This is a genomic window from Nostoc sp. DedQUE02, from assembly GCF_034531035.1.
In the GTDB taxonomy this organism is placed as follows: Bacteria; Cyanobacteriota; Cyanobacteriia; order Cyanobacteriales; family Nostocaceae; genus Nostoc.
Genome location: NZ_JAVRBY020000001.1, coordinates 353627 through 369540 on the forward strand (window position 1 = coordinate 353627; position 15914 = coordinate 369540).

At 39.9% G+C, this 15914-nt stretch carries 10 protein-coding genes and 1 tRNA gene; 6 read left to right on the forward strand and 5 right to left on the reverse strand.

Annotated elements, in window-relative coordinates:
* Nucleotides 1–41: 41 nt before the first annotated feature.
* Complete coding sequence (gene tal, locus RMX98_RS01570; RefSeq protein WP_322680633.1) at nucleotides 42–1187, reverse strand: transaldolase; 1146 nt, start codon at nucleotides 1185–1187, stop codon at nucleotides 42–44.
* 415 nt (nucleotides 1188–1602) lie between these two features.
* The gene (gene fbp / locus RMX98_RS01575; RefSeq protein WP_322680632.1) at nucleotides 1603–2652 is read right to left on the reverse strand and encodes a class 1 fructose-bisphosphatase; all 1050 of its coding nucleotides are present in this window, start codon (nucleotides 2650–2652) and stop codon (nucleotides 1603–1605) included.
* Nucleotides 2653–3158: 506 nt separating this feature from the next.
* Here fbp and RMX98_RS01580 point away from each other — a divergent pair.
* Together RMX98_RS01580 and RMX98_RS01585 are read left to right on the forward strand one after the other, a co-directional pair.
* Nucleotides 3159–3230 (forward strand) — tRNA-Val (locus RMX98_RS01580).
* 669 nt (nucleotides 3231–3899) lie between these two features.
* Complete coding sequence (locus tag RMX98_RS01585; RefSeq protein ID WP_322680631.1) at nucleotides 3900–6704, forward strand: CHAT domain-containing protein; 2805 nt, start codon at nucleotides 3900–3902, stop codon at nucleotides 6702–6704.
* Nucleotides 6705–6730: 26 nt separating this feature from the next.
* Here RMX98_RS01585 and ruvC read toward each other — a convergent pair whose 3' ends face one another.
* Entirely contained in the window at nucleotides 6731–7222 is a 492-nt protein-coding gene (gene ruvC / locus RMX98_RS01590) for a crossover junction endodeoxyribonuclease RuvC (protein WP_322680630.1), read from the reverse strand.
* 254 nt (nucleotides 7223–7476) lie between these two features.
* On the opposite strand from ruvC, the gene RMX98_RS01595 reads away from it, so the two are divergent.
* A complete protein-coding gene (locus tag RMX98_RS01595) occupies nucleotides 7477–8865 on the forward strand; it encodes a gluconeogenesis factor YvcK family protein (protein ID WP_322680629.1) in 1389 nt (462 codons plus the stop codon).
* A gap of 211 nt (nucleotides 8866–9076) precedes the next feature.
* On the forward strand, nucleotides 9077–9532 hold the full coding sequence (gene tsaE, locus RMX98_RS01600; protein WP_322680628.1) for a tRNA (adenosine(37)-N6)-threonylcarbamoyltransferase complex ATPase subunit type 1 TsaE: 456 nt from the start codon (nucleotides 9077–9079) through the stop codon (nucleotides 9530–9532).
* A gap of 1053 nt (nucleotides 9533–10585) precedes the next feature.
* Here tsaE and RMX98_RS01605 read toward each other — a convergent pair.
* Entirely contained in the window at nucleotides 10586–11761 is a 1176-nt protein-coding gene (locus tag RMX98_RS01605) for a patatin-like phospholipase family protein (protein WP_322680627.1), read from the reverse strand.
* A gap of 516 nt (nucleotides 11762–12277) precedes the next feature.
* Complete coding sequence (locus RMX98_RS01610) at nucleotides 12278–13366, reverse strand: amidohydrolase family protein (protein WP_322680717.1); 1089 nt, start codon at nucleotides 13364–13366, stop codon at nucleotides 12278–12280.
* Nucleotides 13367–13769: 403 nt separating this feature from the next.
* On the opposite strand from RMX98_RS01610, the gene lepB reads away from it, so the two are divergent.
* Nucleotides 13770–14411 carry a signal peptidase I gene (gene lepB, locus RMX98_RS01615; RefSeq protein WP_322680626.1) on the forward strand — a complete coding sequence of 214 codons (642 nt, stop codon included), beginning with the start codon at nucleotides 13770–13772 and terminating at the stop codon, nucleotides 14409–14411.
* Between the two features lie 385 nt (nucleotides 14412–14796).
* Entirely contained in the window at nucleotides 14797–15579 is a 783-nt protein-coding gene (locus RMX98_RS01620) for an MOSC domain-containing protein (RefSeq protein WP_322680716.1), read from the forward strand.
* The last annotated feature ends 335 nt before the right edge of the window (nucleotides 15580–15914 follow it).

Genomic DNA, 15914 nt, shown 5'->3' on the forward strand with positions numbered 1-15914 from the left:
CTTTACCCTTTACCCTTTAACCTTTTCCCCTCTTCTGTTCCCTACACTGGTGACAATACCTTGATCTTTTCTTCTAAAGAGTTCATCAAGGACTGGAAGGGCTGGATAAACTTGTCAATACCTTCGACTAACAGTTCATCCATTACGGCATCAAGATCGATGTTGATGTCGGGATCTTTGAGGTTTTCGACCAGGGTGTAAGTATTTTCTACATCCGTTTCTAAGCGATCGCTTACGTTACAATGATCGGCACAAGCTTTAATCGTCGCTGGTGGTACGGTGTTGACGGTATCACGTCCGATCAACTCTTCGATATACATTACGTCTCTGTAGTTGGGGTCTTTGGTGCTGGTGCTAGCCCAAAGTAGTCGCTGGACTTTAGCCCCTTTTGCTGCCAAATCTTGCCAGCGCTCGCTTCTAATGATTTTCTTGTATTCTTGATACGCAATCTTAGCGTTAGCGATCGCGACTTTCCCTTTGACAGCTCTTAGCTTTGCTTCCACGGAAATATCATCAACGCCTTTTTTCAACTTAGCATCAATTTTGGCGTCGATGTTGCTATCGATCCGGCTGAGGAAGAAACTAGCGACTGAAGCAATGTTACTGATGTCTTTACCTTCAGCCAGCCGTTTTTCTAAGCCACGAATATATGCCCAAACTGTGTTTACGTAGCTTTCTACAGAAAACAGTAGCGTAATGTTGACATTTATACCATCAGCTATTACCTGTTCCACTGCTGGCAAGCCCGGTTCTGTACCGGGAATTTTAATCATCAAATTTTCCCGACCAATTTCTTGGAAATAGCGTCGGGCTTCGGCTATTGTTGCTTCAGTATCATGGGCAATGGTTGGTGGTACTTCGATACTCACATAACCATCAAGTCTATTCGTGGCTTCATAAACAGGGCGTAAAATATCACAGGCATTACGGATATCTGCAAAAACTAGGGATTCGTAAATTTTGTCTATGGGTAAGTTAGCCCGAACTCCGGCTTCGATATCGGCATCATAAATAACGTTACCAGCGATCGCTTTTTCAAAGATGGCTGGGTTCGAGGTAATCCCAGAGATACCTTGATTTTCTACTTGGTCTTTGAGTTCACCTGATTGAATAATGTCACGAGTCAAATTATCCAGCCAGATACTTTGACCGTATTGGTTAATTTCTAGTAGATGATTGGTAGACATAGCTCTAATTTGTTTCACTCCTGTATAGTGATATTTCTAAGTGAAGTTGGCAAAACCCATCAAAATTTGATGGTGACTTTTGAATTGTGGCGTTGCCAATCACTTATCGCATCGGCCAGCTGAGATAATCTTTAATTGATCTTCAAAAACCGCTACACTGCATTCCCAATCCTAAATCACCATGATTAACTTTTAATTAATGGCAGATGCTAGATGTATCCTTGATACTTTTGTCTCTATCTTCTAGTACAGCATGGCAAAAATAACTATCGAGTTGAAAAAATTTCAAAAATGTAATTTACAAGCTTTTTCTCCTGTCTTCTGCCTTGAAAGTGCTGTTAAAGGATAGCTAGGGTTGAACCAGTGCTAAGATTCTGAGTAAAATATTATTCCTCAGTATCCAGTACCAACTCACCTAGTGTCCGTTTTGAATAAAAGACTCTACCTTTGCTACATCCTCTTTGCTACCAATAATTAAAGGTGTGCGCTGATGCAGTTTTTTTGGTACTACATCCAAGATATTTACTAATCCTGTAGTAGCACGACCGCCTGCTTGCTCAATCAAAAAGGCCAGAGGAGCAGTTTCATAAAGCAAGCGCAATTTCCCTTCTGGGTTTTGAATTGTGCCTGGGTAGAGAAACACGCCGCCTTGAACCAAAATTCTATGAATGTCGCTCACCATTGCGCCGCTATAACGAGCGCTGTAGCCTTCTGTGCGATGAACGTAGCGGATATATTCGCGAATAGATTCTTCCCACTGCCAGAAGTTACCTTCGTTGACGCTATAAACAGAACCGTGGTTGGGAATGCGGATATTTTCTTCTGTGAGAATAAATTCTCCTAAGCTGGGATCGAGGACAAAGGAATGAACGCCCTTACCTATAGTATAAACCAGCATCGTGCAAGGGCCATACAGGATGTATCCAGCAGCGAGTTGCTTACGTCCGTTGGCGAGTAGGTCAGTTGCCTTACCATCGCTATCAGTGCCTTCTTGCTGGCGAATGGCGAAAATGGAACCTAAACTGAGATTATTATCAGTGTTGGATGAGCCATCAATTGGGTCATATAGCAGGGTATAGCGGCCAATGGGGCAATTTTCGGGGATGTAATAAGGATTTTCCATTTCCTCAGAAGCCAGGCGACAAACTAAGCCGCTTTGCTTAAATACTGAGATAAATACATCATTGGCATAGACATCCATCTTTTTGACGGATTCGCCTTGCACATTAACTTCCCCAGTAAATCCGAGAACGCCTTCCATTAAACCAGCGCGACTCATCCGCCGAGCAACCAGTTTGCCGGCGAGGGCGATGCGATTCATCAGCGCACTTAAATCTTGTGCATCTGGCGAAAAACTCTGAAGTTGTTGTAAGACGTGACGGGATAAGGTTGTACAATCACGATCTAAAGCTCTGTCTGTAGCGTCGTAAGTAGATAAGTCTATAGATTCTGGCGCTTTAGCCATTTTTGTTTTCTCCGCAGCCACTAGCTGTTAATTGGGTGTTAGTCGGGTATGGCAACTTATAGTTGCTGCTTCTATCTTAGAAAGGTAATTTGATAACTGAGATGCGGCTTTAGATAAACTAAAGAAATGAATCTTCAGTGGCCCCACGCCTAGAGCGAGGCTACGTAGTCGCTTACCGTAGACATTGCCAACATTAGACTTTTTGACATTGTGGGGTAAAGGGAAGGGTTAAAGGGGAAAGGATAGAATTTTCCCTTCCCCTTTAATTTTTAACCTTTCCCCAACATCAAGGCAAAAGTAACTTTTGCAAGATGTCTATTGAGTCAATAATTTAGCTAAAAGACTGCAATCAAAAAAATATCCAATCAGTAGGGAAGTCAGTGCGTTGCTTTGGTTCCTAAGAGTTGTATCGACTTGTATTATGTTAGGAGCTAAATAATTAACCTGATTGAAATGTATTTTTGTAAGCGTCAATTTTAGTAATTTATGATAATATAAGAAATCTTGGGCGATTAGCACAGGGGTAGCGCACATCCTTCACACGGATGGGGTCACTGGTTCAAATCCAGTATCGCCCACTTATATTGTAAAGCTTTCACTGAATTAACTAATGTCTCCTAAAGGAGATTATGCGATTTTATGCAGGGCAAAGGCATCAAGATTAGATTTAAAAATGAGGTATAATAGAAAGCCCCAGTTTTGCCAGCATTTTAGGCGATCGCAACATTAACAAATTCTGACTGCGAACCTCGACAATAAGTTGGTCAGCATAATTAAACGAAGAATTCAGAAGTCAGAATGAATCAGTGGGGGATTCAGGCGCGGCAATCTTTCCTTGCTAATGCTACGCTATCCGCCAGTCGCATAAAATACTCAACTGAATTCTGTTTCGATAAAACAAGGATTATCAGGACTAAAGTCCTTATTACAAGCTTTAATTTATTTTCTAAGGTTATAGATAAAATTACCTGTTGTACCTGAAAGTCTTGCATAACATAGGGGTATTTTTTTCTGGATATTATAAGCTTGCACTTCTAGTCACCAAAGGCAAGGCAAATTGCATAAAACTGCACACTTTCCAAAAGTTCGGTTTTCGATGCCTATTTCTGGTAAGTTAAAAATAAAAGCTACATAAGCATTTCCTTTATCAATTGATGGGGAATAAATAGCGATCGCCATTAATCACGTATAAAACTTAACTTATTTAAACTGAATACTATCAAAACCAGGCATTACTAAATTAAAATATGAAATCCCCAAAAAAATATCTCAAACTCTTACTTTCTGAGCTTTTGCAACCACAGAGAATAATTCATCTCTTCACACAATATCAAAAACTAAATCGTCATCAATTTATTAAAATATTATTTTTGGGAACCTTCGTAATTTGTTTATTGTGTGGACAAGTCGTATCTGCACAAACTCCGAATGTCAATGGATTAGTTGAACAAGGAATTAAAAATTATAATGCTGGAGATTTTTTTGAGGCGATAAAAAACTGGCAAGAGGCATTAAATCAAAATAAAAATAATCCTTCAGTTACGGCGGTTGTGAATGAAAATTTGGCGCGTGCTTACCAACAAATAGGAGAAAATAAAGCAGCAATTGTATCGCTTACGGCAGCAATTAATGACTATGAAGCGGTGGAAAATATTCAGCAAGTCGGACGCATGAAATCAGAACTCGCCCAAGTTTACAGCAATTTGGGACAGCCTCGCAAAGCGATCGCACTTTTGTGCGGCAAACTGGTAGATAAGTCGAAAAACTCCGAAAATCAACCAAGTCAAGAAATAAAATGCACTCCAGAGAGTGCTGAACAAATCGCCACCAAATATAACGACAAACGCGGTCAGCTTGCGGCTTTGGGTATTCTCGGTGAAGCATATCGCTTAATCGGAAGTTACGACCAAGCAATTAACTATTTAAACACAGCGCAACAAGTTGCTCCCGAATCTAAATTTTTGGTATTTAATAGTTTGGGTAATGCTTATAAAAGTCGCGGTCAATTGCGAGAGTTACAAGCCGATTCGGCAAATAAGGCTGGAATTTTTAGTAAAGAACAAGAATTTACTCAAAAATCACAAGCAGACTATGACAAAGCTGCCCAATATTTTCAGGATAGTATAAAATTCGCCCGCAACGAAAAACAACCTTTAGCAGAAGCGCGGGGATTATTAAATTTCATTCAGTTGGCTTCCCATACAAATAAGAGCAAATTTATTAATGATCAGGAGTTTAACAAAAATCTTCAGGATGCTTTAAAAGTTATCGAAGCTTTGCCTGATTCAGCCACAAAAGTCTATGGAGAAATTGATTTAGCATACTTGCAGCGCGATGCTAAAGGAACTTCACCCTTTACCTCCTGTCCAAATCAACTGGTTTTATCTGGTGATAACGAAAGATTAAATTTGCTCGAAAACTCAGTATTAACAAGTAAAAAATTACAAGATAATCGCCTAATTTCTTATTCTAATGGTGCTTTAGGCCATTTCTGGGAATGTAGCTCAGATAATGAAAAAGCATTAAAAAATGAAAAAGCACTAAAATATACCCAAGCCGCTATCATCGCAGCAGACAGCAAGTTGAGTGCAAAAGATAGCTTGTATTTGTGGGAGTGGCAAGCAGGAAGAATTTTAGATAGAGAAAAGCGAAAAGAAGAAGCGATCGCATCTTATCAACGAGCATTTGACACCTTAGAAGACATCCGCCAGGATATTTTAACCGCCGAACGAGATGTACAGTTTGACTTCCGTGATGTCGTTCGACCATTATACCGGACATTGGCACAGTCGCGGCTCGAATTGCTAGGAGTTGGGGCAATTGCAGACGAAAAACGTGCGAAGGAACTATCGAAAGTAGTTAACACCATTGATGCATTGAAACTCGCAGAATTACAGAATTATTTTGGCAATGATTGCATTTTGAGTGGGTTGAATCCTAAACAGGTGGGTGAACTCATCGAAGATAATAGTGTAGCGTTTAAGAATACTGGGTTTTTGAGTTCAATAATTTTAGATGGTAAAACCGGGATATTATTGCAGATACCCAATCAGACAACTAAATTTAAGTGGGTTGAAGACCCCAATCAACAAGGTACAAACAAAATAGTTAGCAGCGACACGCTACAGAAAAAAATTGCCGAGTTTCGTACAGGACTGGTTAAAGGAAGAGAAGAAATTAACTACGATACAAAAATTGCGGCGCAGCTTTATGATTGGATAATTCGCCCCTTTGCTGAGGATATCAAACCGGAGAAAGTCAAAACTCTAGTATTTATTCAGGATGGGTTTTTGCGTAGCGTTCCAATGGCAGCACTTTATGACAGCCAACAAAAGAAATATTTAGTCGAAACTTACGCAGTTGCTACAACTCCCAGTTTACGACTTACCACACCTAAACTACGCGATCGCAGCACGCAAAAGGCATTAATTTTGGGTTTGACAAAAGCAGCCACCATCGATGGCAAGACTTTTGAACAGCTTTTTGCAGTTCCTGATGAAGTCAGTGCAATTGAAAGTATATTTCCCAATCATACCCCCCTGATCGATGATAATTTTCTCCCCGAAAGTTTTCAGAAAAAACTCGATCAAACCACATATCCCATTGTCCACATAGCTAGTCATGCTCAATTTGGGATTATTCCTGAAGACACCTTCATTGTCACAGGGAAAAACCAAAAACTTACCATCAACCAATTAGAAAACTCACTACGAAACCTCAGCAGCAGCGTCGAACTACTCACACTTACTGCCTGTGAAACCGCAGTTGGCGATGACCGTGCCACACTAGGATTAGCTGGAGTTGCATTACAAGTTGGGGTTAAAAGTGCGATCGCCTCTTTGTGGAGTGTCACCGATCAATCGACATCCGAACTAGTCAAAACATTTTACACCAACTATCGCAACGCAGGCATGAGTATTGCCGAGGCTTTGCAAACAGCTCAAATTAGAATGATTCATGCTAAAAAATTACCATCATCTGAAGGTATCAATCCCGCTTACGATCATCCTGCATATTGGGCCCCAATGATTGCGATCGGTAATTGGCTTTGAATATATTTGACTATTTGCGATCAAATCTATAGCTGATAAGAAGCCGTCAAAGCCACCGCCAAAGCATCAGCAGCATCATCCGGCCTAGGAATTTCATCTAAATCCAACTCCCGCGCCACGGCTTCTTGCACTTCTGACTTATCCGCATTGCCATAGCCTGTTAAAGCTTGTTTAATTTGAGCAGGAGTAAACTCTACATAAGGAAGACGACGCTGCCCCAGCACTAAAATGACTATACCCCGCGCCTGTGCAACTAGGATTGTGCTTGACATCCGATAAAAGAATAGTTTCTCAATCGCAACCAAATCTGGTTTAAATTCCTCCATCACAGTGTGTAAATCATCAAACAAGGTACATAGGCGCTGTCCCATTTCTACATCTGCCGAGGTTTTAATTACTCCAAAATCCAGCATATTTACTGTAGTCTCTGGCACCTTGTTAGGAGTTTGTGTACAACTAATTGCCCCAAATCCTAAAATTGCCAATCCTGGATCTAATCCTAAAATTCGTTTTTCCATTAAATTCACTTTTACCAAGCCAGAATATTTTTTACAGCAGTTTTCAAGTAATTGAACTACACTACTGCTTACTTCCTCTCTCAGTTGTGGTCTAAATACCTGAAAAATTTTGTAAATAGGAATACTGGCAATTTTGACCACTTGCCCTTAGTCTAATGGGATTGACAAATATAATAGTTTCACGCCAAGTGTTTTAAACCAAGTGGTGTACATTTTCTGTTAATTATTACTTGTAGCACTGCTCCGAATCAGGTATGTCAATTGGTTTTTTCAGACAAGCCCTCAACGCCCTGCAAAAGCAGTCGCGCTCGCGTACTTCCTATCGGGTTAACCAGTGGTTCAAATGGTTATCCCCTGGACTATCAGTAAAACGTTGGTTGTTGATCAGTATTGGGGGTGTACTGCTGGCGAGTTTGGGGTTAGCTATTTGGATTAAGCTGACCCCAATTTTTTTGATGATCGAGTTGATTAGAGGTTTCCTCGGCGTAATCACTAACATCTTACCCAACTATATTAGCGGCCCTTTGGTGCTGCTTGGCGGCTTGCTGTTAGTACTTTGGGGGCAAACTCGGACTGTCGGCTCAATTACTAAGGTATTGAGAGCAGAAGGCGGAGAGGAACTCATTGATGTTTTAATGGCTCATCGCCGATTGTACCGAGGCCCGAAAATAGTGGTAATTGGTGGTGGTACTGGACTTTCTACGTTGTTGAGGGGACTGAAAACCTACAGTGCTAATATTACTGCGATCGTCACTGTCGCCGATGATGGCGGATCTTCTGGACGGTTGCGCCAAGAATTTGGAGTGTTACCACCAGGGGATATTCGCAATTGTTTAGCTGCACTAGCAGATGAAGAAAAGTTATTAACAGAATTGTTTCAATACCGTTTTCGCGCTGGAGATGGCTTAACAGGTCACAGTTTTGGTAATTTGTTTTTAACGGCAATGAGTGATATTACTGGAGATTTAGAACAAGCAGTTGCAGCCAGTTCTAAAGTGCTAGCGGTACGGGGACAAGTACTACCAGCAACTCTGAGTGATGTTCGCCTCTGGGCAGAATTAGCCGATGGTCGTCGGATTGAGGGGGAGTCTAGCATTCCCAAAGCTGGCGGTAAAATTGTCAAAATTGGCTGCATTCCGGCTAATCCTCCAGCAGTGCCAGCAGCTATTAAGGCAATTAAAGAAGCTGATTACATTATTATTGGCCCAGGTAGCCTTTATACAAGCCTGATTCCTAATTTATTAGTACCAGAAATTGCCGATGCGATCGCTCAAACAGATGCCCCCCGTATTTATATCTGCAATATAATGACTCAACCAGGAGAAACTGAAGGCTACACTGTTGCTGACCACATCAGAGCAATTGATGCTGCTTGTGGCGAAAGACGGCTATTTGATGCTGTACTAATACACAAAAAATCCCCCTCAGAGCAATCACTCATCCGCTACGCCCAACAAAACTCCCATCCCGTTTTTCTGGATAGAGAAGTTGTAACTCAGCTAGGGCGAAGAATTGTTCCAGCTAATGTTTTATATGAAGATGAAACAGGTTTTGTCCGTCACAACCCGCAGAAACTAGCACAAGTATTGTTGCGGTGGTACGGTAGACGGCAGTCTCTTCGGGGAATTCAAAATTTAAAATGACGCTCTCTACGAGACGCTAAAAGCGTAGCAAGATCCCGGTAGGGGTACGCGGACTCGCTCATAGCGTTGGCAAAGCCTCTCGTTCGCGTTAGCGTCTCTGAAAGAGAAGAGAAGGCTTTACGCTGCGCTAACAAAATTCAAAATGAAGGAAAATGAAAATTTGTCATTTGTTTAGACTAATCAGTAATCACTAATGCCTAATACCTAAATTATGAAAATTTTTCTTGCAGATACAGAAGCGACACTACGCTTAGGTATTACTCTTGGTGAATCCCTGACTCCTGGCAGTGTAATTTTACTAGAAGGTGATTTAGGCGCTGGCAAAACTACACTTGTTCAAGGCATTGGCAAAGGTTTAGGAATTTCTGAACCTATTGTCAGTCCTACTTTTACACTCATTAATGAGTACACGGAAGGACGCTTCCCGCTTTACCATTTAGATTTATATCGCTTAGAACCACCAGAAGTTGCAGCTCTGAATTTAGAGAGTTACTGGGAAGGTATTGAAGTCATACCAGGAATTGTGGCAGTTGAATGGGCAGAACGATTGCCTTACAAGCCAGATAGTTATCTGAGTGTGAGTTTGACTTATGGGCCTGAGGGCACTCGTCAAGTCGAACTTATACCTTTCAATTGTGCTATTAGCAAAGTTATTGCCGCTATTTAAGCTTATCTCTCGACTTAAGTATGAGGGATTTCACTTTTTTAAATCACAACACTAAAAAATTTCTGCAAATAGTCGAAGGTGAACTTTACACTCCTCCTATCTACCACTACCACGCTCGCCATTGTAAGTTACTAACATTGTTATATCAACCAAAAAATATTAAATCGGCTTTTATTCAATCGAAAATTAGCAGTCAGCAAAGCCGACGCCAGTTACTGTACATTTGGGGAAATTCGCAACCCACTATCTCTCTTTAAAAAGGGAGACTACTTTTTGTCTTATGCTCTTAAAAAGAGAGTCAATCTAAGTAGGGTTATACGAATAGTATTGAACCTACAGTGATTCTTAACTTAACGGGATATATTTTCTAAATTGCCATCTAATAGCTTTATTGCTGTCATAAACAGTTAAAAACTGATTTAGATGGGTGTACGAATCAAGTAAGTGTAAATGAACTGTTGTTGGGTTATATGAGACTTGTTACAGAATTTAGTCAGCTTGGTTGAACCAGATTAGTTACTTACTGCTATTCAAAGAAGCAATTTGAGATTATTTAGCGGCGAAAGCTAATAGAGAAAAGTTAAGCAATAATCAAGTTCTGTATAAATCGTTTAACTTCCCTTACACTTAGTATTCCCAATTTCAGTTCACAAACTATACATAAAATAGACTAATTTCTAAACGATTGAAATTATTTTTAATATTGTGATTTAGCAATAAAATCTTGTATTTACATCTGTAATTAGCACTGAATATCAAGAAAATATTAAATAAAGCATCTCGTATTTTTACGATAACTTCTGTAAAAATACGAGATGCTTTATCCTAAATTATTGCCTACGTGGATGTACCGTAGTCTGTCAATTTGAAATTCTTGATGAATAAAGAAATTCGTAATAAGGACTGAAGTCCTTACTACAAACTCTCAAAGTTAGCTTGGCAAAGTACTAGTGGTCTGTTTCATTAATTATGATAGGTGAATCAGCCTTTCAATTTTTATTCTTTACCTCTTTATTTACGGTTCGTTCTCTTATTAATGAGACAAAAAAATTACTAGTTATCTCTAATGAAAGAGGCGATCGCCTTTTTTATCGGCGAACCAGAGTCGTCTCTGGTATAGTACGTAAGTCCTTGCTCAATGAATGCAGAGGCAGTATCTATTAACTGCTGAATAATCTCAGAATTAGTATTATCCATTTCTTCAATGACTTTTTTTCCTGTGAATCGGTTTTTTCGATCTTCTGGAGGTAACACAATACGAGGATCTTTATAAGTCTCTTTTGGCTTGGGTTTAAACGTCTCATTTAAGTCAAATTGAAGACGTAAGTAACGTTTAGAATCATACCCACCCATAATTTGTCGGCAAATCGTACTATCAATCTCAGATGTAGGTTCCATAAAGATGTTAGTAAGATTTTTTACCCAGTCTAAGCCTTTCCATTTGCTTATTTGCTCATATTGATATGGTTCACCAGTTTGGCCTGTGCCAATAGAAAGGATAGAAATATCTTCCAATCGGAGATTATCTAGTTTATATTGTTGCTTGATTATTGGAGGGACTAAAGACTGACTGATCCTCAGAACTAGACTTAAAGCTGCAAGAGAAGGGTTATTAGCAGAAACTCCTCCATCAATGTGTGGGAATTCCCAATCGCCAAATTTTTGTTTATCTACAGGTTGTAATTTATATGGTGGGAAAAAAGTGGGCGCTGAGGCAGAAGCAGTACATATTTCCCATAAATAACAATCATCGTACCATCTGTCTCCCAAGTCGGGATGACAATTTGTAAAAAAGGTTGTATTGCGATATAGGGTATCGTAAGCAAGAATCAAGATAATGGGTTTCTCAATATCTTTTATTTTTGTGGATTTATATGCATCCTTGAGGACGCTAGTAATTCCATCATGAGAATATTTAGATTCTGAAAAGACATCAAAAATTGGTTTTATCATAGGTGGAAAGTCTTTATAGCGATCTTTCCTAGCGGTTGGAAATATATCTTTACCTCGCTCTCTATACAGTTTAACTAGTTCATCACTCCCTTTTCCTACAGCAATCCCTCCTGTTAGTATTGAACCAGTAGAAGTGCCAGCAATCATGTCAAAGTATTCGTGTAAAAACTCTCCTTTTCCCTGAATTCTAATTTCTTTTTCTACTTGTTGAAGTATTCGTGCTGCAACAATTCCACGAATACCGCCACCGTCTAAAGCCAAAATTCTGAAGGACATAACAATTCTCCTTGATTATTTCTTTGATTATGTTTCTAGGAAATAGATGACCTGGATGAAATGAGATTAATCGCCAGCCGCTCCCATTTTGCTTACTCTTATCCTACTGAAAGAATACCTAAGTTTTTTTTAACGAACTGCCAATGTTTTTTCTAAGAGATACTACGTATAGCAAGATCCCCGTAGGGTACGCAAAACGGCTCGTAAGAATTGGACACTAGACAGAGAAAAGAATAAATAGGTAGTCTTATAGTGGAAAGGGAATAGTTATTGAAGATTTGACTTGAAACACTTAATAAATAAATTCAAGGTTTCAAGTTGCAATTTCTGATACAGCGACAAGTCAATACTCTTTGGTGAAAAGGGTAAAGGAGGAAAACAAGGATTTTCGCCTTTTGGCTTTAACTAAACCACATTAGTCTAGTCTTGACTCTGGATAGATGAAAATCTTGCCAGTTCAAGTATGGCTTTGATGTATAATTATCTGTCTACTACGTAAGCTTAAATAAATATTTGCTATAAGAAAGTTAAAGCTTGACCCCGTACTTGCGTATTTACTTGGCCTTTGTCATAAACTATTTCACCGCCGACAATGGTGGTTGTAGCCCAGTCGGTGAGGTTCCAGCCTTCAAAGGGACTCCAATGGCATTTGGTTAAAAGTTCTTCGCGCCGGACTGGACGATATGTGTTTAAATCTACAAGCACTAAATCGGCATCGTAACCAGGTGCGATCGCTCCTTTATTCGGAATACCATAAGCCACAGCTACAGCTTTAGACATCCAGTTGACAACTTGAGCCACAGTACACTTTCCTTGCATTGCCGCAGTTAACATCAAAGCTAGGGAAGTTTCTACCCCAGGCATTCCCGAAGGAGTATTGGGGTATTCTTGAGCTTTTTCTTCTAAGGTATGTGGCGCGTGATCTGTGGCAATGAAATCAATCACACCATCACGCAAAGCTTGCCAGAGAACTTCGTTATCGTGGGGCGATCGCAAAGGTGGATTCATCTGTGCTAATGTGCCAATTGTTTCATAAGCACTAGTATTCAGTAACAAATGTTGTGATGTTACCTCAATCAAGCGATCGCCTTTAGTAAAGATCGCCTCCAATGCTGTTTCGCCATCAACTAGCAACTGACCATGCATCGATCCCATGAAAATTTTAATTCCCGGTGTTGGCTTTGCCAAAAGCAAATCTGGTAGATTCTCTGCTGTTGCTCCAATAAAAAAGCCATAATTAACCAAGGACTTATGTGAGGCTCGTTCTAGCTTGTCGTCTAAAGCCTGCTGGGTTGTTGTCAGGGGGCGCGTATTGGGCATTTCTAAAAAAGAAGTGACTCCCCCTTTAGCACAGGCACAACTAGCGGTGAATAAATCTTCCTTGTGTTCTAGTCCAGGTTCCCGGAAATGTACCTGCGGATCGATAACTCCTGGCAACAAAGTTAAGCCTTCTGCGTCAATTTCAGTGGCTAGTGATGTTTTGGATATTTCTGGTGCAACTTCGACTATTTGGCGATCGCGCGTCAACACATCCCCAATCATCAGTTCACCATTGGGTAAGATTATGCGAGCGCGGCGAATCAGTAAACTTTTTGGAGATGATATAAAGATAACCAAGTTTAAACAGAGGGTTATGTATTACAGAGAACCATGCTTTTAGGTTAAACTTATTCGCGATCGGAGTAACTAATTTTTGCCGCGCTTTAAAAAAAAGTTTATTTTTAATTTATGAAGAACCCCGTCAATCAATTTTGGATTTTAGATGGATTTGGGATTGACCGTAGCCTAGAAGGGGTGCGGCTTGGTTATTTTACATTCATTCCGCCCACCAGAGGCCAGTTATGACCCAGAACAAACACCCCAATCCAAAATCTCAAATCTACAATCTAAAATTGGTAGTCAAGATGCAAACATGATTAGGAAATTAAAATTTTCCCGTTAAGATTAACAGATCAAGTCTCACTAGGCGAGTTAATTACCTACATCTTTCGTTAAATTAAGTAATTTCATGCATAATCAAGTGTCTGATAACAACTCTAGTCAACAACCCGATAATTCCTGGATCGCAGAGCTAGGTAGAACAATTGTATTAAGCATTGTTCTAGCTCTGGGAATTCGCACCTTTGTTGCTGAAGCACGCTGGATTCCTTCTGGATCAATGGAACCGACTCTGCATGGTACGCCAAACCAGTGGGAAGCAGACAAAATTATTGTCGATAAGTTGAAGTATAAATTTTCTGACCCACAACGGGGAGATATAGTAGTATTTTCACCGACAAAAGAACTGCAAAAAGAACAATACCAGGATGCTTTTATTAAACGTATAATTGGTTTACCTGGAGAAAAAATCCAACTTAAGGGTGGCAAAGTCTATATTAACGACAAACCTCTTCCAGAAGCCAATTACCTGAGTTCTGGGCAGACTACAGTCATTGATGTTTGCCAATCAGGGCCACAGCCACCTTTTTTAGCAAAACCTCAGACTATACCAGCCGATTCATATTTAGTACTAGGTGACAATCGTAACAGTAGTTACGACAGCCGTTGCTGGGGTGTTGTCCCCCGTCAGAATATTATTGGACGTGCTGTAGTTCGCTTCTGGCCTCTAAATCATGTTGGCGGAATCGATAAATTGCCAGTATATCCATAATTAACAATAAGAATTCAGGATTCTGAATCCAGAATTCAGAACAAAAAAGTGGGAGATACTCTGCTCTTAAGTAAGTTAGAGACTCGCATTAATTGTAGACTGACTGCTAAATCGTTCTTTGTGAGTTCCCCAAGAAAAATTTAGCGTATTTTTTAAACCCAATTATTCAGACGTTTGCGGACTGAGTAACACTGCCTCGCCAGTCATACCGAATTTATACTGAATTCTGATGACTGATGTTATGTATTGTGTTTAAATTCAGTAACAAAAAAATTTTAGATTTTAGATTGGGGACTGCGAAATCACCAATCTTTAATCCAAAATCCAAAACTTGTATTGAGCGAACTTGAAGTAGTCGAAGTATCTAAAATCCCAAATTGCTATGATGCCCTACCTAGCAAAGATTTTACTGTATCCAGTTAAGTCACTAGATGGTGTTGAAGTTGAGAACGCTAGAGTTCTTGCCAGTGGCGCACTACAGCATGACCGCGAGTTTGCTTTAATAGACAAACAGGGTAGATTTGTCAATGGCAAGCGTCATGCTAAAATCCATTTACTAAGGGCGCAATTTGCACTCTTAAATAGAACTATCTCCTTGCACATTCCAGGTGGGGACTCACAACAAACTTTTCATCTGGATGAAGAACGCCAAAGATTAGAAGCAACTTTGAGTGATTTTTTTGAGTTTTCTGTCACATTGGGACAAAACTCGCTAATGGGTTTTCCTGATGATACACACTCACTTGGCCCAACGGTAATTAGTACGGCAACTTTGGTAGAAGTAGCTTCATGGTTTCCCGGTTTAAGTGTAGATGAAATGCGCCGTCGAATGCGTGCCAACATTGAGATTGATGGTGTACCAGCATTTTGGGAAGATCAGCTATTTAGTGAACAAGGTGATTTAGTCTCCTTTCGAGTAGGAGATGTGCGCTTTTTTGGAGTTAACCCATGTCAGCGTTGTATAGTTCCAACACGCGATTCTTACTTAGGGGAAGCTTACCCAAACTTCCAAAAAATCTTTGCAACTCAGCGACAAGCAACTCTGCCAAATTGGGTTGCTTCATCACCTTTTAATCACTTTTACCGATTGAGTGTCAACACCCAATTATCCCCATCTTCAAACGGAAAAATTTTACAAATTGGCGATGAAGTTGACATACTTGCATAATAAAGTTAACATTTCTTAAAAATAAAAAATACAAAGTAAATTTTTTTGGATTTTTTTGTTTTTATTGTGTATCTGCATGACATTTTAAAATTGTTGTAGTTAAAAATAAGTTTTTGTACAAAATCCAGTGATTTTGATACCGGAAAATCAAGACATCAGCAATTAAAAATTAAATTTAGGATTGGGTGCTAATGACGACCTGAATTTTAGAATGGCATACTGGAGCTTATCGGTTGAATTTCAGTTCATCTGAGAACATCTGTTGACATATCGCCAGATAAAACTGAGCAAATTTAGGTGCAATGGCGTACCCACCCAACCCCGGCGATGTGTAC

Excerpts from the sequence above, each read along its gene's own strand:
- tal (WP_322680633.1), bottom strand. The coding sequence starts at position 1,187 with ATGTCTACCAATCATCTACTAGAAATTAACCAATACGGTCAAAGTATC.
- RMX98_RS01605 (WP_322680627.1), bottom strand. The coding sequence starts at position 11,761 with ATGTCCTTCAGAATTTTGGCTTTAGACGGTGGCGGTATTCGTGGAATT.
- RMX98_RS01620 (WP_322680716.1), top strand. The coding sequence starts at position 14,797 with ATGCCCTACCTAGCAAAGATTTTACTGTATCCAGTTAAGTCACTAGAT.
- lepB (WP_322680626.1), top strand. The coding sequence starts at position 13,770 with ATGCATAATCAAGTGTCTGATAACAACTCTAGTCAACAACCCGATAAT.
- RMX98_RS01585 (WP_322680631.1), top strand. The coding sequence starts at position 3,900 with ATGAAATCCCCAAAAAAATATCTCAAACTCTTACTTTCTGAGCTTTTG.
- fbp (WP_322680632.1), bottom strand. The coding sequence starts at position 2,652 with ATGGCTAAAGCGCCAGAATCTATAGACTTATCTACTTACGACGCTACA.
- RMX98_RS01595 (WP_322680629.1), top strand. The coding sequence starts at position 7,477 with ATGTCAATTGGTTTTTTCAGACAAGCCCTCAACGCCCTGCAAAAGCAG.
- ruvC (WP_322680630.1), bottom strand. The coding sequence starts at position 7,222 with ATGGAAAAACGAATTTTAGGATTAGATCCAGGATTGGCAATTTTAGGA.
- tsaE (WP_322680628.1), top strand. The coding sequence starts at position 9,077 with ATGAAAATTTTTCTTGCAGATACAGAAGCGACACTACGCTTAGGTATT.